This is a genomic window from Variovorax sp. EBFNA2, from assembly GCF_033802765.1.
GTDB classification, from domain to species: domain Bacteria; phylum Pseudomonadota; class Gammaproteobacteria; order Burkholderiales; family Burkholderiaceae_C; genus Variovorax; species Variovorax paradoxus_H.
The window spans coordinates 264,203-285,317 of sequence record NZ_CP138496.1; the positions used below are offsets into that span (position 1 = coordinate 264,203).

17 protein-coding genes are annotated in these 21,115 nt (G+C 68.2%); 14 read left to right on the plus strand and 3 right to left on the minus strand.

Translation table 11 applies throughout. The features are described 5' to 3' along the window. Nucleotides 1-21: 21 nt before the first annotated feature. The 12 genes from RZE79_RS01245 to RZE79_RS01300 all read left to right on the plus strand — a co-directional run bounded on the left by RZE79_RS01245 (nt 22) and on the right by RZE79_RS01300 (nt 15,696). Nucleotides 22-504 carry a type VI secretion system tube protein Hcp gene (locus RZE79_RS01245; RefSeq protein ID WP_056583653.1) on the plus strand — a complete coding sequence of 161 codons (483 nt, stop codon included), beginning with the start codon at nt 22-24 and terminating at the stop codon, nt 502-504. Between the two features lie 139 nt (nt 505-643). Continuing rightward, a complete protein-coding gene (locus tag RZE79_RS01250; RefSeq protein ID WP_319358627.1) occupies nt 644-1,519 on the plus strand; it encodes a type VI secretion system accessory protein TagJ in 876 nt (291 codons plus the stop codon). Further along, a complete protein-coding gene (gene tssE, locus RZE79_RS01255; protein WP_319358628.1) occupies nt 1,516-2,061 on the plus strand; it encodes a type VI secretion system baseplate subunit TssE in 546 nt (181 codons plus the stop codon). Before RZE79_RS01250 ends, tssE begins: the two co-directional genes overlap by 4 nt. A gap of 168 nt (nt 2,062-2,229) precedes the next feature. Next, entirely contained in the window at nt 2,230-4,101 is a 1,872-nt protein-coding gene (tssF, locus tag RZE79_RS01260; protein ID WP_319358629.1) for a type VI secretion system baseplate subunit TssF, read from the plus strand. Beyond that, nucleotides 4,098-5,261 (plus strand): type VI secretion system baseplate subunit TssG, encoded by a 1,164-nt coding sequence (gene tssG / locus RZE79_RS01265; protein WP_319358631.1) that lies wholly within the window; start codon nt 4,098-4,100, stop codon nt 5,259-5,261. The genes tssF and tssG overlap by 4 nt, the downstream gene beginning before the upstream one ends. After that, a complete protein-coding gene (gene tssH, locus RZE79_RS01270) occupies nt 5,258-7,984 on the plus strand; it encodes a type VI secretion system ATPase TssH (protein WP_319358632.1) in 2,727 nt (908 codons plus the stop codon). Before tssG ends, tssH begins: the two co-directional genes overlap by 4 nt. Beyond that, nucleotides 7,981-10,320 carry a type VI secretion system tip protein TssI/VgrG gene (locus RZE79_RS01275; protein ID WP_319358634.1) on the plus strand — a complete coding sequence of 780 codons (2,340 nt, stop codon included), beginning with the start codon at nt 7,981-7,983 and terminating at the stop codon, nt 10,318-10,320. Before tssH ends, RZE79_RS01275 begins: the two co-directional genes overlap by 4 nt. Nucleotides 10,321-10,350: 30 nt before the next feature. Next, on the plus strand, nt 10,351-10,791 hold the full coding sequence (locus tag RZE79_RS01280; RefSeq protein ID WP_319358635.1) for a hypothetical protein: 441 nt from the start codon (nt 10,351-10,353) through the stop codon (nt 10,789-10,791). Continuing rightward, nucleotides 10,788-13,457, plus strand: coding sequence for a DUF2169 domain-containing protein (locus RZE79_RS01285; RefSeq protein ID WP_319358637.1), 2,670 nt, complete (start codon nt 10,788-10,790; stop codon nt 13,455-13,457). The genes RZE79_RS01280 and RZE79_RS01285 overlap by 4 nt, the downstream gene beginning before the upstream one ends. Next, nucleotides 13,454-14,530 carry a pentapeptide repeat-containing protein gene (locus RZE79_RS01290; RefSeq protein WP_319358638.1) on the plus strand — a complete coding sequence of 359 codons (1,077 nt, stop codon included), beginning with the start codon at nt 13,454-13,456 and terminating at the stop codon, nt 14,528-14,530. Before RZE79_RS01285 ends, RZE79_RS01290 begins: the two co-directional genes overlap by 4 nt. A 49-nt stretch (nt 14,531-14,579) precedes the next feature. Continuing rightward, nucleotides 14,580-15,281, plus strand: coding sequence for a DUF3540 domain-containing protein (locus RZE79_RS01295; RefSeq protein ID WP_319358639.1), 702 nt, complete (start codon nt 14,580-14,582; stop codon nt 15,279-15,281). A gap of 34 nt (nt 15,282-15,315) precedes the next feature. After that, on the plus strand, nt 15,316-15,696 hold the full coding sequence (locus RZE79_RS01300; protein WP_319358640.1) for a PAAR-like domain-containing protein: 381 nt from the start codon (nt 15,316-15,318) through the stop codon (nt 15,694-15,696). Between the two features lie 39 nt (nt 15,697-15,735). Here the strand turns inward: RZE79_RS01300 and RZE79_RS01305 are convergent, their stop codons facing one another. Genes RZE79_RS01305 through RZE79_RS01315 form a run of 3 tightly spaced genes read right to left on the minus strand, consistent with a single transcriptional unit; the run spans nt 15,736 to nt 18,914 of the window. Next, nucleotides 15,736-16,551 (minus strand): protein phosphatase 2C domain-containing protein, encoded by an 816-nt coding sequence (locus tag RZE79_RS01305; protein WP_319358641.1) that lies wholly within the window; start codon nt 16,549-16,551, stop codon nt 15,736-15,738. Further along, nucleotides 16,544-18,448, minus strand: coding sequence for a type VI secretion system-associated FHA domain protein TagH (tagH, locus tag RZE79_RS01310; RefSeq protein WP_319358643.1), 1,905 nt, complete (start codon nt 18,446-18,448; stop codon nt 16,544-16,546). Before tagH ends, RZE79_RS01305 begins: the two co-directional genes overlap by 8 nt. Nucleotides 18,449-18,503: 55 nt before the next feature. Beyond that, nucleotides 18,504-18,914, minus strand: a complete 411-nt coding sequence (locus tag RZE79_RS01315) for a TssQ family T6SS-associated lipoprotein (RefSeq protein WP_153281175.1) — start codon at nt 18,912-18,914, stop codon at nt 18,504-18,506. Nucleotides 18,915-19,144: 230 nt separating this feature from the next. Between RZE79_RS01315 and tssJ the strand changes: the two genes are divergently transcribed. Together tssJ and tssK are read left to right on the plus strand one after the other, a co-directional pair. Next, the gene (tssJ, locus tag RZE79_RS01320) at nt 19,145-19,573 is read left to right on the plus strand and encodes a type VI secretion system lipoprotein TssJ (RefSeq protein ID WP_319358644.1); all 429 of its coding nucleotides are present in this window, start codon (nt 19,145-19,147) and stop codon (nt 19,571-19,573) included. 243 nt (nt 19,574-19,816) lie between these two features. Further along, nucleotides 19,817-21,112 carry a type VI secretion system baseplate subunit TssK gene (gene tssK, locus RZE79_RS01325; protein ID WP_319361055.1) on the plus strand — a complete coding sequence of 432 codons (1,296 nt, stop codon included), beginning with the start codon at nt 19,817-19,819 and terminating at the stop codon, nt 21,110-21,112. Nucleotides 21,113-21,115 lie beyond the last annotated feature (3 nt).

Consider the following 21,115-nt stretch of genomic DNA (forward strand, 5'->3'; position numbering starts at 1 on the left):
GATAACTTTTGGGGGTCAATCATGGCAGTAGACATGTTCATGCGCGTCGAGGGTGCAAACGGTGAGTCCAAGGACTCCAACCACAAGGACTGGACCGACATCAAGTCGTTTGCATGGGGAGCGACGCAGCCTGGCAACATGGTCAGCGGCGGCGGCGGCGGTGTGGGCAAGGCCAGCTTCAACGACCTGCAGGTGCTCGCGCGCATCGACAAGGCCGCGCCTTCCGTGCTGAAGAACTGCGCGAGCGGCAAGCACCTGAGCAAGGTCGAAGTGGCCGTGTGCAAGGCCGGCGGCTCGCAGATCGAATACACCCGCGTTACGCTCGAAGAGGTGCTCGTCACCTCGGTGCAGTACACGGCCGAGCAGGGGTCGGACGCCGTCTTCGTGCAGTACGCCTTCCAGGCCGCGAAGGTGAAGCAGCAGTACTGGGAACAGACCGACAAGGGCGGCAAGGGCGCCGAGACGGTGCTGGGCTGGAACATCAAGGAAAACAAGGAAGCCTGATTTCCTTCTTGCGCGGCGGGGCCGTGGCCTGATGGCCATGCAGCCCTCGCCGGCGGTCCACAGCCGTTTGTCTGTCTCTTGCGGCGGCCCTTCGCGGCGCGCCGCCTTTCACCTTTCAGCCAGTCAACGGGGAAGTTTCATGGGCGATGGGTTTGCAGTGCTGGGCGAGCGCTCCGTGGCCGAGCACACCGAATGGGTACAGCGGCAGATCCGCGCCAGTCCCCAGAACGCCGGCCTGCGCCTTGCCCTGTGCCACTTCCTCGCGCTGCGCGGCGAATGGCAGCGGGCCGAAGACCAGCTCAAGCTCGCGACCAAGCTCGACCCCACGTTCACGCCGGCCAGCGTCACCTGCGCGATGGCGCTCAGGGGTGAGCAAGCGCGCAGCGACTTCTGGGCCGGCGGCGGACGCACGCCGGCCATCGTCTCGGGCAATGCCGACTGGGTCGAACAACTGCTGAGCGCGGCCGCCTTGCCCGCCGAGCGCGCCGACGAGGCCGCCGCACTGCGCGAGGCCGCGCGCGACGCAGCACCCGCGCTGCAGGGCACGCTGACCACCATCGACCGCTCCGATGCACGCGGCGTGCAGGCGCTCGACGGCGAGCCCGCGGCGCACAGCGACTTCGCCTGGCTGTGCGACGGCGACGCGCGCATCGGCGCCGTGCTCGAACTGTTCACGCCCTCGGGCTATGCGTGGCTGCCGCTGCCGGCGGTGCGCCGCATCAAGTTCTCGCGCCCGCAACATCTGGTCGACCTGCTGTGGGCGCCGGCCGAGATCGAGCTGCACGACGGCCGCGGCCTCAGCGCGCTCGTGCCCGTGCGCTACCCGGGCGCGCTCGACAGCCTCGACGACGAAACCGCGCTGGGCCGCCGCACCGACTGGCAACCGCTCGCGGGCGACGACCAGTTCGCGGGCATCGGCCAGCGCACGCTGATCAGCGAGGCCGGCGACCACTCGCTGCTCGACCTGCGGCGCATCGAGTTCGAAGCCGCCGCTACGGAAGGGGCGGTCCCATGAGCCCCGCCCTTGCCACCGACATCGACGGCGACGCACAAGAGAGCGTCGCGCGCGACCGCCTGCAACCGGTGCTGCTCGACCGCCTCACCGACAAGGCGCCGCAGAACGGGCAGGAGCGCGCGGGCGCCTTCCTCATGAGCGGCAAGCTGCTGCGCGACTCGGTGCTGCGCGATCTGCAGTGGCTGCTCAACACCACCAACTTCGGCGCCGACCACCGCATCAACGGCATGCCGCGCGCCCGCGGCTCGGTGGTGAACTACGGCGTGCGCGGCTGGGCCGGCGGGCGCATGTCGGAGGTCGACTTCGCCGACGTCGAAGCGGCCATCCGCGCAGCCATCATCGACTTCGAGCCGCGCATCATGAAGGACAGCATCGACGTGCGCTGCGTGACCGACGCGACCGACCTGGAGCACCACAACCTGCTCGCGCTGGAGATCCGCGGCACGCTGTGGTCGGTGCCGTACCCGATCGAGTTCATCCTGCGTTCGGAGCTGGACCTGGAAAGCGGGAACATGGTGCTGCGGCCGACGGGAGGGCTGTGATGCAGAACTCTGCGCGCGCTCCCCGGATTGACTCCCTCTCCCTCTGGGAGAGGGCGGGGGTGAGGGCCGACGGCCTTGCAACGGGTGGCTGCGTCGTCGAGGCCGCTGCCCTCACCCTAACCCTCTCCCAAAGGGAGAGGGGACAAGACGAAGAGCGGGGCCGCTGACATGGACGCCAAGCTCCTCGATTACTACAACCGCGAGCTCACCTACATGCACGAGCTCGGGGCCGAGTTCGCGCAGCGCTATCCGAAGATCGCGGGCCGCCTGGGCATGCGCGGCATCGAGGTCAGCGACCCGTATGTGGAGCGCCTGCTCGAAGGCTTCAGCTTTCTCACGGCGCGCATCCAGCTCAAGATGGATGCGGAGTTTCCGCGCTTCTCGCAGCGCCTGCTCGAAGTGGTGTACCCCAACTTCCTCGCGCCGCTGCCCGCGATGGCCGTGGTGCAGATCGACGGCAACCTCAACGAAGGCTCGCTGAAGGCGGGCTACGAACTGCCGCGCCACACGCTCTTGCGCGGTCGCATGATCAAGGGCGAGCAGACGGCCTGCGAGTTCCGCACGGGCCATGCCGTCACGCTGTGGCCGATCAGGATTGCCGACGCCAGCCTGGGCCCCGTACCGGCCGAGGTTGCGCATGCGCTGCCGATGGCGGCGCGCCAGGCCAAGAGCGCCATCACCATCAAGCTCGAGGCCGTGGGCGGTGCGCGTTTTTCCGAGATGCCGCTCGATCGGCTCGAGTTCTTTCTCTCGGGCGCGGAGCTGCATGCGCTGCGCGTGCTCGAACTGGTTGCTCACCACAGCGTGGCCACCGTGTGCCGCGCGGGCCCCGGCAGCACGGCGCGCATCGTGCCGCTGGGCGACGAGGCGATCCGCCACGAGGGCTTCGACCCCGAGCAGTCGCTGCTGCCCTACGACGCGCGCTCGTTCCAGGGCTACCGCCTGCTGCACGAGTACTTCGCCTTTCCCGAGCGCTACCTGTTCTTCAGCGTGAAGCACCTGCGCGCGGCGGCCTCGGCCATCGGCGGCACCACGATGGAGATCGTGATCCTGCTCGACCGCGCCGACGCTGACCTGGAGCGGCTCGTCGACGCCAAGCACTTCTCGCTGTTCTGCACGCCCATCATCAACCTCGTGCCGCGCCGCAGCGACCGCATCCCGGTCGGGCCGGGCCAGCACGAGCACCACGCGGTGATCGACCGCACGCGCCCGCGCGACTTCGAGATCTTCACCGTCGAGCGCGTCACGGGCCACATGGCCAACGGCTCGGAGGAGCGCGAGTTCCGGCCCTTCCTCGGTTCGTTCGCATCCGACGACGGCGACTTCGGCGCCTACTTCTCGCTGCGCCGCGAGCCGCGCCTCGTGTCCGACCGCGCACGCGCGCAGGGCACGCGCACCAGCTACACGGGCAGCGAGGTGTATGTGTCGCTGGTCGACCAGCACGACGCACCGTTCCCGCACAGCCTGCGCCACATCACCCTCGATGCGCTGTGCACCAACCGCGACCTGCCGCTGCTGCTGCCGACCGGACTGGAGTCGGACTTCACGCTGCGCGTGTCGGCGCCGGTGCGCGGCGTGCGCATCCTGCGCGGCCCGTCGCGGCCGTACCCGGCGCTGGCCGAAGGCGCGCTCACGTGGCGCCTCATCAGCCACCTGGGCCTCAACTACCTGAGCCTGACCGACGTCGATGCCACGCAGGGCGCCGCCGCCTTGCGCGAAATGCTCGACCTGTACGGCAACCTCGCCGACCCGGCGGTGCGCCGGCAGATCCAGGGCGTGCGCTCGATGGCATTGGCGCCCGTGTTCCGCCGCCTGCCCGAGCCGGGGCCGATCGTGTTCGGGCGCGGCGTGGAGATCGCGCTGCAGATCGACGAGGTCGCGTTCTCGGGCGCGAGCCCGTACCTGTTCGGTGCCGTGCTGGAGCAGTTCTTCAGCCGGCACGTGTCGCTCAACGCGTTCACCGAGTTCGCGTTGTCGAGTCTGCAGCGCGGCGAGATCGCACGCTGGACCCCGCGCGTGGGACGCCGACCCGCCGTATGAGCACGACCGGCCTCACCGACGACGACGCCATGCTGCAGCTGCTGTCGGCAGAGGCCGAGGCGCGCGACGAGGCGCCGGATGAGGTGCGCAGTCCAACCCGGGAGAAGGCGAAAGCCACGCCGCGCCGTGGCGTGCCCGAAGCCGACCCCGTGCTGTGGGCCCAGCTCGTCGAGCAGCCCTTCGAGCACGACCTGTTCATGCTGCTGCGCCGGCTGGATGCGCAAGGCGGCCATCCGCTGCTGGGCCGTGCGCCGCGCCCGTTCGATGAGCCGCTGCGGCTGGGGCAGGAGCCCTCGATGGCGTTTGCGCCGTCGAACGTGTCGGGCGTCGAGGTGGATCACGACGGCGCGCCGCGCATCTCGATCTACGGCTTCGGCCTGTTCGGTCCCAACGGCCCGCTGCCATTGCACCTGACCGAGTACGCCCGCGAGCGCAAGCGCCACCACGCCGACAACACGCTGAGCGCGTTCGCCGATCTGTTCCATCACCGGCTGATCCTGCTGTTCTACCGCGCGTGGGCCGATGCGCAGTCCGTCAACAGCCTGGACCGCCCCGACGGCCACCGCTTCGTCGACTACGTGGCCAGCCTCATGAACATGGGGCAGCCCGGCCTGAAGGCGCGCGACCGCATCGCCGACCATGCGCGCACCCACATGGCAGGGCACCTCGTGCGCCAGACGCGCAACCCCGAAGGGCTCATCCAGATCCTGCGCCTGTACTTCGATGTGCCCGTGCGCGTGGTCGAGTTCGTGAGCGACTGGGTGCGAATCGACGAGCGCCAGGTCAGCCGCATCGGCCTGCTCGGGCGCAACCACCGGCTCGGCAGCGGCGCCACCATCGGCCTGGCCGTGCGCGATGCGCAGAGCAAGTTCCGCCTCGAACTCGGGCCGCTGTCGCAACAGCAGTTCCGCGAGTTCCTGCCGGGCAGCCCGCGGCTGCGGCAGGTGGTCGATTGGGTGCGCCAGTACGTCGGCATCGAATTCGCCTGGGAGCTGCGGCTGGTGCTCAGCAAGCCCGAGGCGCGCGGCATGCGGCTGAGCAGCGACCAGCGCCTGGGCTGGGGCAGCTGGCTCGGCACGCGCCTGTCCGACACCGACGCCGGCGACATGGTGTTCCAGCCCGAGGCGCTTTTTTCCCGCAACGCACCGGCTTCTTCATGACCGACATCCGCCGCGTCTCTCTTTTCTCGAAACTGAATCCGATGCTCTACAAGGCATTGGAGACCGCCACGGCCTTCGCCAAGCTGCGCGGCAATGCCTACGTCGAACTCGTGCACTGGCTGCACCAGATCCTGCAGTTGCAGGACAGCGACCTGCTGCGCATCGTCAAGCGCGCCGGACTCAACCTCGATGCGGTCGAGCAAGACCTCGTGCGCGCGCTCGACCGCCTGCCGCACGGCGCCACGTCGATCAGCGACATCTCCGAGCACGTCGACCACGCCGTCGAGCGCGCGTGGGTGTACGCGAGCCTTCGCTTCGAAGCCACGTCGATCCGCGGTGCCTACCTGCTCGCCGGCATCGTGAAGACGCCGGGCCTGCGCCAGGTGCTCTCGGGCATCTCGCGCGAGTTCGACAAGCTCGTGCCCGACGTGCTCGTCGCGCAGCTCGCGGCATGGACCGAAGGCTCGCCGGAAGACGACTACGACGCCGCGTCGGATGCGGGCACGGGCGCACCGGTGGCGCAACACCAGGGCGATGCCCCCGCAGCCGGCGGCTCGGCACTCGCCAAGTACGCGAGCGACCTCACGGCCAAGGCGCGCGCCGGCGAGCTCGACCCCGTGTACGGCCGCGACGACGAGATCCGCCAGATCGTCGACATCCTCATGCGCCGCCGCCAGAACAACCCGCTGCTCACCGGCGAGGCCGGCGTCGGCAAGACGGCCGTGGTCGAAGGCCTGGCCTCGCGCCTTGCGGCCGGCGACGTGCCGCCTTCGCTGAAGGACGTGTCGCTGTGGGTGCTCGACCCCACGCTGCTGCAGGCCGGTGCGGGCGTGAAGGGCGAGTTCGAACAGCGGCTGCGCCAGGTGATCGACGAGGTCGAGAAAAGCCCCAAGCCCATCGTGCTGTTCGTCGACGAAGTGCACACGCTGGTCGGCGCGGGCGGCACCGCAGGCACCGGCGATGCGGCCAACCTGCTCAAGCCTGCGCTGGCGCGCGGCCGGCTGCGCACCATCGGCGCCACGACGTGGTCGGAGTACAAGAAGTACATCGAGAAAGACCCGGCGCTCACGCGGCGCTTCCAGACCATCCAGGTGCACGAACCCACCGAACCGAAGGCCGTGGTCATGCTGCGCGGCATCTCGGCGGAGCTGGAAAAACACCACGGCGTGCTCATCCTCGATGCCGCGCTCGAAGCGGCCGTGAGCCTGTCGCACCGCTACATTCCCGCGCGGCAATTGCCCGACAAGGCGGTGAGCCTGCTCGATACGGCCTGCGCACGCGTGGCGCTGAGCCAGCACGCCCTGCCTGCAGCGCTCGAAGATTTGAAGCGGCGCATCGAGGTGCTGGGCATCGAGTCGGGCATTGCGGGGCGCGAGGCGGCGATCGGTGTCGGCGAGCACCAGCGCGTCGAAGACATTGCGGCGCAAGTGGCGGCGGCGCAGGCCGAACTCGCGCTGCTGGAGCAGCGGCGCGTGGAAGAGGCCGCGCTGGTCGAGCGCATCGTTGCGTTGCGCAAGCTGTTGTCGCCTGCGGCGGTGCCGGTGCAGGCCGAAGTCGAAGAAGACAACAGCGAAGAAAAAGCGCCCGCGCACGAAAGAACACCCGAAGAAATTCGCGCCGAACTCGACGAAGCACAAGACCAGCTCGTGCAGCTGCAAGGCGAGACACCGCTCATCCTCGCAGCCGTCGATGCCCAGGCCGTCGCCACCGTGGTGGCTGACTGGACCGGCATTCCCATCGGCCGCATGGTGCGCGACGACGCGCAGTCGGTGCTGCGGCTGGGCGAGATTCTGTCGGCCCGTGTGGTCGCGCAGCCCGATGCACTGGAGACCATCTCGCGGCGCATCCGCACCGCGCGTGCGCGGCTGGACAACCCCAACAAGCCCGTCGGCGTGTTCCTGCTGTGCGGCCCCTCGGGCGTCGGCAAGACCGAGACCGCGCTCGCGCTGTCCGAGGCGCTGTACGGCGGCGAGCAGAACCTCGTCACCATCAACATGAGCGAGTTCCAGGAGTCGCACACCGTCTCCACGCTCAAGGGCGCGCCGCCCGGCTACGTGGGCTACGGCGAAGGCGGCGTGCTCACCGAGGCCGTGCGCCGGCGGCCCTACAGCGTGGTGCTGCTCGACGAGATCGAGAAGGCGCACCCCGATGTGCACGAGATCTTCTTCCAGGTCTTCGACAAGGGCTGGATGGAAGACGGCGAAGGCCGCCACATCGACTTTCGCAACACCGTGATCATCATGACGTCGAACGTCGGCACCGACCTCGTCATGCAGCTGTGCGAAGACCCGACGTTGCGCCCTGACCCCGAGCCGCTGGCGGCCGCGCTGCGCGAGCCGCTGCTGAAGGTGTTTGCGCCCGCGCTGCTCGGGCGGCTGGTGGTCGTGCCTTACTACCCGCTGCAGGCCGATGCGCTGCACCGGATCATTCGCCTGCAGCTGGACCGCATCGCGGCGCGGCTGCGGGCGAACCACGGCATTGCCCTGCGCTACAGCGACAGCGCCGTGGAACTCGTCGCACGCCGCTGCACTGCCATCGAGTCGGGCGGCCGCATGATCGACGCCATCCTCACGCACACCATCCTCCCGCGCCTGAGCGAGGAGGTTATCGGTGCCACCGTCAGCGGGCGCAAGCTGGCGGCGGTGGACCTGTCGGCCGCGGCCGACGATTTCGCCTACGCGTTCTCCGGACACGCCGCCGAAAAGAAGGAAATCGCACCATGAACAGAATCGTCAAGGCCCACACCCCGCTGGGCGAAGACCAGCTGATGTTCCGCTCGATGCACGGCACCGAGGGTCTCTCGCAGCTCTTCGAGTTCGAAGTCGACCTGCTGAGCCCGAATGCCTCGATCGACATGAAGTCGGTGCTGGGCAAGCCGCTGACGCTGGAGATCCTGACCATCAGCGGCGCGCCGCGCTACCTGGACGGCCAGATCACCCGCTTCACCGTGATCGGTCGCGAAGGCAAGACCGAGCGACACACGGTCTATCGCGCGCAGGTGAGACCCTGGCTGTGGTATCTCACGCGCTCCAGCGACAACAAGATCTTCCAGAACAAGACCGTGGTGGAGATCGTCGAGGAGGTGCTCGGCGACTACGGCTTCCCGTTCGAGAAGAAGCTCAGCAACAGCTATCGCCAGTGGGAATACTGCGTGCAGTATGGAGAGAGCGACTTCGCCTTCATCAGCCGGCTGATGGAACTGGAAGGCATCTATTACTTCTTCAAGCACGAGAAGAACAAGCACACGCTGGTGCTGGCCGACGACATCGGCGCGCACGAGACGGTAGCCGGCTATGAGCAGATCGACCACTTCGCGGCCGACCGGGAGATCACCGAAGACATGGAGGTCATCCGCGAATGGCAGCCCTCCGAGGAGGTGCGCAGCGGCAGCTACACGGTGGACGACTACAACTTCACCACGCCCAAGGGCGACCTGGTCAATGTGCGCAGCCAGCCGCGCGCCCACGACAACGCCGGCTACGACATGTACGAGTGGCTGGGCGACTACCCGGCGCAAGGCGATGGCGAGCACTACGCGCGCATGCGGCTGGAGGAGTCGCAGTCGCTGGCGGTGCGCAGCGCCGGGCAGGCCACGGTGCGCGGCCTGGCGCCGGGCTACAAGTTCAACATGCGCAACTCGCCGCGCGCCGACGACAACCAGGAATACCTGGCTGTGCAGGTGGCCTACGCGCTGCGCGAAGGCGGCTACGCGACCGGAGAGGAGCCGGGCAACTACGACTTCAACTTCGTGGTGCAGCCGGTGTCGACGCCTTTTCGCGCCGCGCGCGAGACACCGGTGCCGCGCACCAGCGGCCCGCAGACCGCGACGGTGGTCGGCCCGGCGGGCGAGGAAATCTGGACCGACAAGTACGGCCGCGTGAAAGTGCAGTTTCACTGGGACCGCTACGGCCAGCGCGACGAGAACAGCTCGCGCTTCGTTCGCGTCTCGCACATCTGGGCCGGCGAGCGCTTCGGCGGCGTGTTCATGCCGCGCATCGGGCAGGAGGTGATCGTCGACTTCATCTCCGGACGCCCCGACCGGCCGGTGATCGTCGGACGCGTCTACAACGCCGACCAGATGCCGCCCTTCGACCTGCCGGGCGAGGCCACCAAAAGCGGCGTCGTCACACGCTCCACGCCGGGCGGCTCGCAAGCCAATGCGAACGTGCTGATGTTCGAGGACAAGAAGGGCGCCGAGCAGGTCCTGCTGCACGCCGAGCGCAACCTCGACGTGGAGGTGGAGGGCGACGAGACGCACACGACCGACAAGACGCGCACGACCCTGATCAAGGGGCACGAGTCGGCGACCTACGAGTCGGGCGAGGAGCGCCACATCACGGGCGGTGCGCTGGAAGAAATCACGGGCGGGGAGACGCGCACCGTGGAAGGCGGGGCGAAGGAAACCATCACCGGGGGCGAGACGCGCGACATCACCGGCGGCGCCAAGGAGACCATCGCCGGCGGCGAAACCCGCACCGTGACCGGCGGCATGAAGGAGACCATCAGCGGCGGCCTCGACCAGACCATCACCGGCGGCATCAAGGAAATCATCGGCGGCGGCATCAACTCGACGATCACCGGCGGCGTGCGGCAGACCATTTCAGGCGGTGTGAACCAGACCATCAACGACGGCATGAACTTCACCGTCAACGGCGGCTTCCACAGCAATGTGCTGGGGGATCACACCACCGTCGTGGAAGGCGGCAAGACCACGACCACCACGGGGCCCGACACCACCAATACGCCGGAGAAGACCACCAACACGCCCCAGCACACCGTGAACGCCGCGAACGAGGACTGGTGGCGCTGGACGGACAACCATGGGACCCTCGAGCACACGGGGGCCTGGGCGTTTGCGGCGGACCTGTACGGACTCAAGGCCCAGGTCTCCCTGTTGAATGCGCAGTTCAACGGGACCTTCATGAACATCTCCCGGATCAACATGATCACCGCCAGGGTCAAGCTTGAAAACACAAGCATCAAGGTCAAGGACGAGAAGGTCAGCTCTGTTCGCGGCGGGTTGTGCTTTGCCGCCAAGAAGCTGTTCATCCGGATCTGAGCGGTGAAGCCATTGGAGGTGGTCCACAACATGAACTGGTGGGACGTGGCAGGCGCCGCGTTGGTGTTCGTGCTATTCGTCGGCGGCGGCGCATGGGCGCTGACCGCGCGCGTGCCGCCGAGGGCCACGGAGGAGACGTACCGGGAAGACGAGCGCCGGTGGCAGTCGCTGCAGCGTTCGGGCACGCGCGGCGAAGCGGTCGTCCTGCGACTGACGCGCCCTGCCAACCAGCTGGCGATCTCGGGCGGCGAGGCTTATGCGCTGGCCGCCACCGACCTCCTGCTGTCGTTCCGCGACCCGCAGGGCGTCGTGCACGAGGCCCGCGTGTCCACCTTGATCGAGCGCGAACTGATGAGCAATTTCGTGACCGGACGCAGCGTTCCGATCGTCTACGCGGGGGACAACCCGGGCTTCGTCGCGATCGATCGCGACAAGGCCCTGCTCGAAATCCGCAACACGCCCGCTTCATGAGAATCATCAAGCCGCTGCGCCTGAGCGCCATGCATCGCCCGTTCCAGAAGGATGGTCAGGATTGGCTTGCGCTGACCGCGATCGGGATGACGACGCTGCGCGGTGTGCCGATCCTGCTGCCGGACCCGGAGCTCTGGGACACCGTGGCCCAGGCGTTGGGCAGCGACGGCGTGCTGGACGTCTCGATGCCCAAGAGCCAGCCCGAGTTCCTGGCCACGGGCTATGCATACACCCGCCATCAGGATGACAAGACCCAGGCCGCCGTGAGCGTGCAGGTGGGGCGACGCAGGAAGGCGCTGGCCGTGTTCGGCGACCGCTTCTGGATCGATGGCCGCCCCAGTCCGCCGCAGGCTTTCGATGCGATGCCCATCGATTGGCAGCATGCCTATGGCGGCCCGGACCACGAAGAGAATCCGGTGGGCCTCGGCCGCAGCGAGGAAGTCGTCAACGGGGTGCGCGCGCGCCGCCTGCCCAACATCGAGCACCCCGACCACCTGCTGCGGCGGCCGGACCAGGTGGTTGCTCCCGCCGGGTTGGGCGCCATCGAGATGCAGCGGCCTTCGCGCATGCAGCGGATGGGGCGCGAGTACGACGATCACTGGAAAGACCATCTGTTCCCGGGCTTCTCCAGGGACATGGACTGGCGGTACTTCAACGCTGCATCGCCGGACCAGTGGCTGGGCGAGGGCGATGGTGAGCTCGCCGGCGCCTCCTTCGAGATCCGCAACATGCACCCGGAAGACGCCGTGATCCGGGGCACGCTGCCGGTCTGGCGTGCCTGTGGCTTCATCGTGCGCGGCGTCGAGCCCCCGATCGGGTCCGAGGCCATGCCGCAGGCGAAGGACTTCGAGCAGGTGACGATGCAGCTGACGACCGCCTGGTTCTTTCCGCATCTGGACCGGCTGGTGCTGGTCTTCCATGGCGCCGTGCCGGTCACCGAGAACGACGCCGAAGACGTGAGCCACATGATGATCGCGCTGGAAGACCCGCGCGATGCGCCGCGCGACCCCGACCACTACTGGCAGGTTCTGTACAGCCGCTGCGATCCGGAAGGGGCGCCCTTCGTCGTGCTGGACGACACGGCCCTGTTGCCTGATGCATGCATCGGTCCGTGGCTCGATGCCGAGAGCGAGGAACTGTCGGATGCGCTGGCGCGCAACATGCGTGAACGCGGCGAGCGGGCACGCGAGCGGCTCTCGCAGGCCTACCGCGCCTCGGGCGGCGACTTTTCGCGCTACCAGTTTCCGGCCGATCCCACCCCCGCCACGCCGACGCTGAAGGACCTGCCGGCCTTCATCGAGAAAACCCGGGCCCTGGCGGCGGCGCAGAAAGACCGGCTCACGGCGGCGCGCGCCAAGATGGAAGTGCTGGCGAAGAAAAATGCGCCCATGTCTCGCAAGGCCGGCATGGACACCTCGCAGTTCTTCGAGAAGTTCGACCAGGCCGTGGTCAAGGGGCCGCCCAAGGTCAACACCGGGAAACTCTTCGACGGCATCACCGGCGTGGCGGCAGCGGTGGGACTGCCTCCCCTGGCGCAGGACAAACAGGACGAGCTGCGCCGCGTGACCGAGCACGGCCGGCAGGGCCTGACCGAGGCCTACCGGCGCATGGCCCACCACCAGTCCGCCGCTGATTCCATGGACAGTGCGGCCGCCGCACAGGCGCGCGAGGAAGCACAGCGCATCCTGGCGGGCGATCGGGATTTTTCCGACAGGGACTTCACTGGCGCCGACTTCTCCGGCATGGACCTGCGCGGCACGCGCTGGCACCGCACGCTGCTGGAAGGCGTCGACTTCAGCGGCTGCACCCTGGACGACAGCGACTTCCACGAGGCAGTGCTGGTTCGCGCCAGGCTGCACCGGACCTCGCTGCGGCGCGCGGTCTTCCACGGCTGCAACCTGTCGCTGGCCAGCCTGGAAGACGCCGTGTTCGAAGCGGCCACGCTGCGCCAGATGCAGATCGAGCAACTGCAGGCCCGGCGCTGCGACTTCTCTGGCGCCGTGGTGGAAGAGATCCAGGGGCTGACCGTGCACATCGATCAATGCTGCTTCGATCGCGCGCGCATCACCGCACTGCACCTGCTGGAGGCCTGCGTTCTGCGCCAGACGCGCTTCGACGATGCCGTCTTCGAGCGCTGCTCGCTGATGGAGTCCGAGCTGCACGACGTGAGCTTCGTGCGCGCCGTCATGACCCATTGCGCCTGGGTGGCGATGCCGACGGTCGAGCGCGTGGACCTGTCGCAGTCGCATCTGCTCAAGACCTGCTTCATCGGCGGCACGGTGCTGCGCGGCGCGGTGTTCCGCGACGCAACGCTGAAGGACTGCTGCCTGCGCGAAGTGCCGTGCGATGAAGCGGACTTCTCGGGCGCGCGGATTCTCAACAGCGATTTCGGCAGCACCTCGCTGCGCCATGCCAACTTCGAAGGCGCCGATGCGCCGGGCGTGATGTTCATGCGCGCCGACTTCACCCAGGCTTGCCTGATCGACGCGGACCTGAGCGGTGCCGTGTTGCGCAAGGCCATCCTCGCATCGGCCGATCTGCGGCGCGCGAACCTGTTTCGCACCGACCTGTCGGAGTGCCTGGCGGACGAGCACACGCTGTTCGACGGCGCGCATGCGGTGCAGGCCGTCACGACGCCCAGGCGCAAGAGCGGAACCGTGGCATGACGCCGGCGGATGTGGTGGCCCAGGTGAAATCGGGTGGGCGGATCGAAGGCAAGCGGCTCGCCGGGCTCGACTTCCGGGGCCTGGACCTGTCGGGCGGGTTGTTCGCCCGGACCGATTTCTCGGGCGCGAACTTCACCGGTGCCGATCTTCACGGCAGCCTGTTCGAGGATTGCCGGCTGGCGCAGGCCGACTTCGAAGGCGCACAGTTGGGTCGCTGCGCACTCGACCGCTGCGACGGTGCGCAGGCCCGCATGCGCGGTGTCTTCATGGACGACATCACCTTCCACGCGTGCGATCTGGCTGGGGCGGTGTTCGACCAGGCCAAGAGCACCATGAGCAACTTTGTGGCCTGCACGCTGGACGACGCCTCTTTCCGCGCGCTGCGCTGCGACATCCTGGTGTTCGCCGAAGGCAGCCTGGCGCGCACCGACTTCTCGGATTGCGACCTCAAATACACCACCTTCTACGAAGCCGACCTGCGCACCGCGCGCTTCGGCGGCTGCCGCTTCCAGCAGGCGGTCTTCGTCGAGGCGAACCTCACAGGGCAGTCGTTTCGCGAACAGAGCTTCGCGCACTGCCAGTTCATCGACGCGCAGATGCGCGACTGCGACTTCGAGGGCGCCACGCTGTCGGCCTGCAACTTCATGGGCGCCATGCTCGAAGGCGCGCGCTTCACCGGCGCGCATGCGCCCAACTGCGTGTTCCTCAATGCCAGGATGCGCGGCGTCCAGGCCAGCGATGCCTTCCTGATGCAGGGCATCTGGGTGGATGCGCAGGTCGAGGGAGCGAACTTCGCCCGCTCGAACCTGGAGCAGGCCGTCTTTCACCGGGCACGCTGCAGCGGCGCCGACTTCCGTGGCGCGCGGCTGGTGTTTGCCGACTTCGCGCATGCCGACCTTCGCCAGGCCGATCTGCGCGAGGCGACGCTGTCGCGCACCCACATGCACCGCGCCCTGCTCGAAGGGGCGCGCATCGGCGAGCGCAGCGGTTTTCTTCAACCCGATCCCGATGTCCTGGCCGCCGAGGAATTCTCGGCGCGCCGTTCCCAACGCCGCAGACAGGAGAGACCATGACCATCTCGTTCGCCGCCCTCCCACGCCGCGCGCACCGCGCCGTCCTGCCATGAACGCGCACACGTCTTCCGTTGTCGCCTTCGACCGTCCCACGCGAGCCGAGGTCGAAGCCATCGAGCGTCGGTCCGGCGGCATGGTCAACGCGTTGGGGGTGGTGACGGGCGCATTGCCGGGCGGCATCTACACCGTGGTGTGCGACGAGGTGCCGCTGCGCTGCCAGCGTGCTGCGAGCTGCCTGTTGCGGCCGGAGCTGGGCGACACGGTGCTGGTGTCCGGCCCCGATGCGCAACGCCTCTACCTGACCGCGGTGGCCGAGCAGGCCGATGCCAGCGTGTCGCGCATCGACACCGAGGGCAGCATGACGCTGGCAGCCAACCGCGGCGAGGTCAGCATCGAAGCGGACACGCAGCTCGTGCTCAAGGGCCGCCAGAGCGTGCGCATCGGCACATCGCGGCTGGCACTCGACGCAGCCGAGGCCGATTGCCGCGTGGGACGGCTGGACTACGAGGGAACCGATGTCGAGGCGAAGGTGCTCAATGTGCGCCTCATCGGGCGGCTCTACGAAGCCGTCGTCGACCGGTTGGTGCAACTCAGCCGCTCGGCGTTTCGCATGACCGACGGCGTGGAACAGGTGCGCGCCGGCCGGCTGGACTACCAGGCCGAAGAGATGCTGCGCGTTCATGCCAAGAACACCTTCGTCACCGCCGAGCGGGTGGTGAAGGTGGACGCCCGACAGATTCACGTGGGCTGAATGAAGCCCTTTCATTGATTCAAGGAGTTCAGCCATGTGCCAGGCAAGTTGCCAACTCGGCGGTTCGAGCGTCGCCGTTCCCGATACATGCCGGGCGCCGGCAGCGCCGGTGCCGCTGATCAACAAGGCGGACGGCATGATGGCCGTGCCGAGCCAGGGAAAGGTCCTGTACAAGTGCACGCCCGCGCACAACAGGGCGACGGTCAATCCCTTCTCGATGCTGGACACCGCGGGCGTCGGGCTCGGTGTGAAAGTGCCGCTGGTGATGGGGCCGGCGTGGTACACGTCGTCGGGCAAGAAGGTGGTCGTGGGCGGCGCGCTCTCGGTGCGCCTGAGCGACCAGATGGACCAGAACGGCGGCAATGCCCGAGGCTACCGCGTGATTCCGAGCCAGAGCAACATCCTGCACATGTGAGCCCCGGCGCGCTGCGCCGCGGCGCCGGTTCGGGTGCCGCTAGGCGCCGTGCACCGCCGCCGCCCCCACCCCCGCCAGCGTCACCTGCTGCGGCGCCCCCACCCACACCGCCAGCGCCGAGTAGTTGTCCTGCAGCGCATCGGCCTTCGCCTCCGCCGCGCGCCGCAGAAGCGCCAGCCATTCTTCCGCGCTGGCCGCCAGCTGCAGCGATCGCTCCATCACCTGCTGCGAGATGAGCTGCCAGAGCCCGTCGGTGCACAGCAGGAACGCATCGCCATCGGCGAGCCGCTGCGGTGTCGACACTGAGGTCTCCGCCGTTGCGCGCGCACCGAGCGCGCGGTACAGCAGGTTGCTCTTCACCAGGCGTTCGCCGCCGTTGGCGCCGTGGCCTGCGGCGGCCTCGCCGGAGCGTTCCGACAGGCTGTGGTCCTCGGTGCGCTGCATCAGCGCGCCGCGGCGGAACCAGTAGAGGCGGCTGTCGCCGACGTGGGCCCAGCAGGCTTCGCCGGTGGCGCGGTCGACGAACAGCGAGACGATGGTCGCGCTCATGCGGTTCTGGTCGGCCAGCTCGCGCTGCTTGGCGAGCACGGCGTCGTTGGCCTCCTTCACGGCGTGGCGGATGTCGTCGGCCGCCACGGACGGGTGGTCGACAAAGGTGTTGAGCGCGGTGTCGACCACGATGCGCGAGGCCAGCTCGCCGCCCGCGTGGCCGCCGACGCCGTCGCTCACGACGAAGCAGGCGTTGCGTTCGTCCAGGTGGTAACCGATGGCGTCCTGGTTGCCGCTGCGCTCGCCCACGCACGAGAACTGCGAGGTCGAGATGGGCACGGCGAAGGTGCGGGTGGCTTCAAGCACGGCGCGCCTCCTTCAAGCGTTCCATCTCGCGGTCGTAGGCCTGCTGGAAAGCGCGGCCGAAGACGGCCTGGAAGTCGTCTTCGACAGCCGCCGTGGTGTTGGCGTGCAGCTGTTTCAGCTGGCGCCACAGCCGCGCTTCGCGGCCGCCGGGCAACAGCTTTTCGCCGAGCCCGCCGTCGTGCGGCGTGGCCTGGTCGAGGCCGCCCGGGTCGAAGCGGTGCAGCAGCGTGAGCAGCGCGGCTCGCATGCCGGCGACCATGCCGAGCTGGTGCGACTGCAGGTCGCCCAGCGCGTCGTGCACGGCGGCCTCGGGCGTGAGAAAGCCGGGCATGCGTGCGCCGAACATCTGCATCAGCACGGCGCGGCCGTTGGGCAAAATCTTGAAGGGGTTGTTCTCTTCGTCCACGATCATGGTGATCTCGGCGCGCACCTCGCGCTTGAGCATGGCGCGTGACGACAGCAGCTCGATGGTGCCGTCGGTGAAGGCGCGCATCAGCCGGCCGAGGTGGCGCATCGCGTCGGCATCGAGCGGCTGCTGGCCCGCGATCTCGGGCACGCCGGCGCCTTCGAGAAACGCCTTGAACAGGTCGTCGCTCGACGAGGGTGGGCGGGGCGATGCGGGTGCCGGCGCAGCGACTGGCAAGGCAGGCGGCGCGTCATCCGGCACGACGGGCTCTGCGACCGCGACCGGAATCTCCGGCGCTGCGGCAACGACACGCTCTTCAACCACCGGCGGTGCAACCTCTTCCACGGGCTCTGGCGTTGCGACTGACGGCGTGATCGCCACCGGCTGCGGCGGATTGAACTGCGACGTCATCTCGCGCGCATGGTTCGCGAGGCTGTGGCCCGACGACGCGGCCGGCGGCCTGGCGATCAGGTCCATGGCCGGGTGCACATCATCGAGCGGGTTGTCCTGCGTCAGCGCCGTGGGGCGCGGGTCGGACAGCGGCGAGGGCGCATCGCGGTCTTCGGCGAAGAAGGAGAGCGGGTCCATGCTGCGCTTGAGCGCGAGGTCGGACAGGCCCTGCGTCGACTGCGGGTTCAGCTCGGCGAGCGGATCGACCGGGTTGCGCTGCGCCTGCGAGGGCAGGGCGAAGGGCTCCTGCGCCATCGGGTCGGGCATCGGCGCCTGTGCATCGTCGGCACGGCGCGGCGCGTTCGCGAGGATGGCGTCCCAGTCGGCGGCCGATGGCATCTGCGCGGAGACCTGCGTGGTCGTGGGAGCCGCTGCACCAGCGGAAGAAAACGGGGGCGGTGGTGGTGGTGGCGGCGGCGCGGGCAGCGGCGCAGGTGCCGGCGCGTTCATCGGCGCGTTCACCGGCGGGGGTGCGAAGGTGGGCATCGCGACCGTCTTCTCGGGCGGCGCATCGCCGATGGGCAGCGCGCCCTCGCCGAACAGGTCCGCAAAGACATCGGACGCCGGCGAGGCGGCAGGCAGCAGCGCGCTGATCGATGAAGAAGGCGCTGGCGCTGCAGACATGGACACGGGCAACACAGGCGGCGGCTCCGTGATCGGCGCCACCGGATGTTCGCCGATCGGTTCGGTGATCGGTGCTTCGGTGACGGCGGGCGGCGCGGCCTGTGCGGCACTCGCGGCTTGGAGCACGTAGCTGCCGATGGTCACGCGGTCGCCTTCCGCGACGCGCGATTCTTCTTCGTGCCGCAGCATGCGTCCGTTCACGCTGATGGGCAGCACCGCGCTCATGTTGCGGACCACGGCGGCGCCTTCGTCGTCGAAGCGCACGGTGGCCTGCAGGCGCGAGATCTGCCGCTGTTCGTCGGGCAGCACGAGGTGGTTGTCGGGGCTGCGGCCGATGGTGCCGCCCGGGGCGGCGAGCAGCGCCGAGGGCCCGGAGGCCACGGGCGTGCCGCCGTGTTCAATCACTGTCCAGCGCATGGCATCTCCATGTTCGTCGCGGCATGAGCACTGCGCGGCCGTGGCCGGCCGCGTGTCATCCGCGCTTCATCTTCTTCGCGGCCTCGAACGCGGGGCCCCACACGGGGTGGGTGCGTTCCGCGACGTTCAGGTCGAAGCTCGGGAACACATCGAGGAGCTTGCGGAATTGCGTGCGGCATTCCGGGATCTGGTTGTTCACGCAGTAGCTGAAGGCTTCGAGCTTCAGCGCGGCGAGCCGCGTGGCGGGCTCGGCCCCGTCGAACACCGACACGCCGCCGCTCTTGAGTGTCGAGATGGCCTTGGGGTAGTCGCCCGCATCGTAGGCCTGCTGCGCACGTTCGAGCGTGGTGCGGGCCACTTGCTGGCTCAGGCGTTCGGGTTGCTGCGATGCATCGGGGGTACTCTGGCAGCCGCTCAACAGCGCAAGCGTGAAGGCAAAAGACAGAACAGGCAGGCAAGACTTCAATCTTTTCTCCTACTTCGCGAGAGGCAATGCGTGAGAGACAGTGTGCCGTGCATCGTGATGCAACAGCACGCAATGCACACCGTGCGCGTGCATGGTTTCGATAATATAGATCGCGAAGCTTTCAGGGAGATCTCATGCATCGACGGACCTTGATTCAAGGCGCATTGGCAACACCACCGTTGCTCGCAGGCCTCTCTGGCATTGCAGGATGCGCATCGACAGCGAAGTCGATGCCCACGCCCTACGCCATCACCGTGCGCATCGACGAAGGCGTGAATCCCGACGGCCGTGGCCAGGCTGCACCGATTCTCGTGAAGGTCTTCGAACTGAAATCTTCCGGCAACTTTGAGACGGCAGACTACTTCGCGCTGCAGGACCGCGACCGCGAGACGCTCATGACCGAACTCGTGAACGCGGACCAGGCCATCATGCGCAGCGGCGAGGAACGCGTGTTCAAGCGCGAGGCCGGACTCGACTCGCGCGCCATCGGCGTGATCGCCGGTTATCGCAAGCTGGAAGCGGCTCGGTGGCGCATCGTGTTGCCGTTGAAGGAGCCCAAGCAAACGAATCTTTACAAGGTGTGGCAGTTTTCTCCGAGCGAGCAGGGCGTGCGCATCGCGGTGCGCAAGAGCGGCCTCGAAGTGCTACCAAGTCGTTAATTTTCAGCGCGCGCTAATACGAAAGTGCGGCGCATCTGCCTCTGAAAAGTCGTGCAGAACGCAAGAGGCGCCGTGTAGCATCAGGCGCGAAAGAAGATCGAGCGGGGAGCCGCTGTACAGCGCATTCCCCGCCTCCGTGTGAGCACTCCAGGAGGTTCTTTGGTGACAGTTCGCAACGCGGGCGCGGCCGTCCAGGGCGCCCAATCTCAGGCATTGGCGAATCGCGTGGTGTGGTCCGAAGGCATGTACCTGCGGCCCCAGCACTTCCAGCAGATGGAGCGCTATGTCGAGCAGTACGTCACTCGCCGCACCGCGGGCATGCAAGGTGCCTACTGGGGATGGCTGCACCTGGACATCGACCGCGACGCCTTCGCGCTCGGCCGCGTGTCGCTGCTCGCCGGCGCGGGCGTGCTGCCCGACGGCACGCCGTTCTCGTTCGGCCTCGAAGACGCACCGGTGCCCTTCGACGTGCCCACCGACCTCACCGACGAACTCATCGTGCTCGCGCTGCCCTTGCGCCGGCCCGGCAGCGAAGAGGTGATCTTCTCGGAAGACGAAGGCTCGGCCGCGCGCTTCGGCGTGGTCGAGCGCGAAGTGGCCGACGCCAATGCGGTCGCACTCGGCCCCGCGGTGCTGCAGCTGGCCAAGCCGCGCCTGCGGCTGGCGCGCGCGTCGTCGCTCACGGCCGAGTGGCAGGCCATCGGTGCGGTGCGCGTGATCGAGCGGCGCACCGACCACAAGCTGGTGGTCGATGCCAATTACATACCGCCGGTGCTCGATGCCTCGGCGCATCCGATGCTGCGCAGCATGACGGCCGAGCTGCACGGCTTGCTCACGCAGCGTTCCGAGGCGCTGGCCTCGCGGCTGTCGCAGCCGGGGCGCGGCGGCGTGAGCGAGGTCTCCGACTTCCTGCTGCTGGAGCTGGTCAATCGCTACCTCGCCCTCACCTGGCATGCGCAGCAGGCGGTGCAGGTGCACCCCGAGACGCTGTTCGTCGACTGGCTCAAGCTGGCCTGCGACCTCGCCACGCACACCTCGCCCACGCGCCGTCCGGTGGTGTGGCCGGTGTACGACCACGACAACCTCAACGAGAGCATCCGCCCGTTGATGGAAGAGCTGCGGCGTTCGCTGTCGGCGGTGCTCGAGCAGAGCGCCATCGCCATCGAGCTGGAAGAGCGCAGCCACGGCGTGCGCGTGGGCCGCATGCCCGACCCGGTGCTGGTGCGCAACGCGGCCTTCGTGCTCGCGGTGCATGCCGACCTGCCGGCCGATGCGGTGCAGCAGCGCTTTCCGACGCAGGTCAAGATCGGCTCGGTCGAGCGCATCCGCGACCTCGTGCAGCTGCAGCTGCCCGGCGTGGTCGTGCGCTCGCTGCCGGTGGCGCCGCGCCAGATCCCGTACCACGCGGGCTACCACTACTTCGAACTCGACAAGGGCGGCGACATGTGGCGCCAGCTTGAGAAATCGGGCGGCGTCGCCATGCACCTGGCCGGCGACTTTCCAGGGCTCTCCATGGAGTTCTGGGCCATCCGTCCGTGAGGG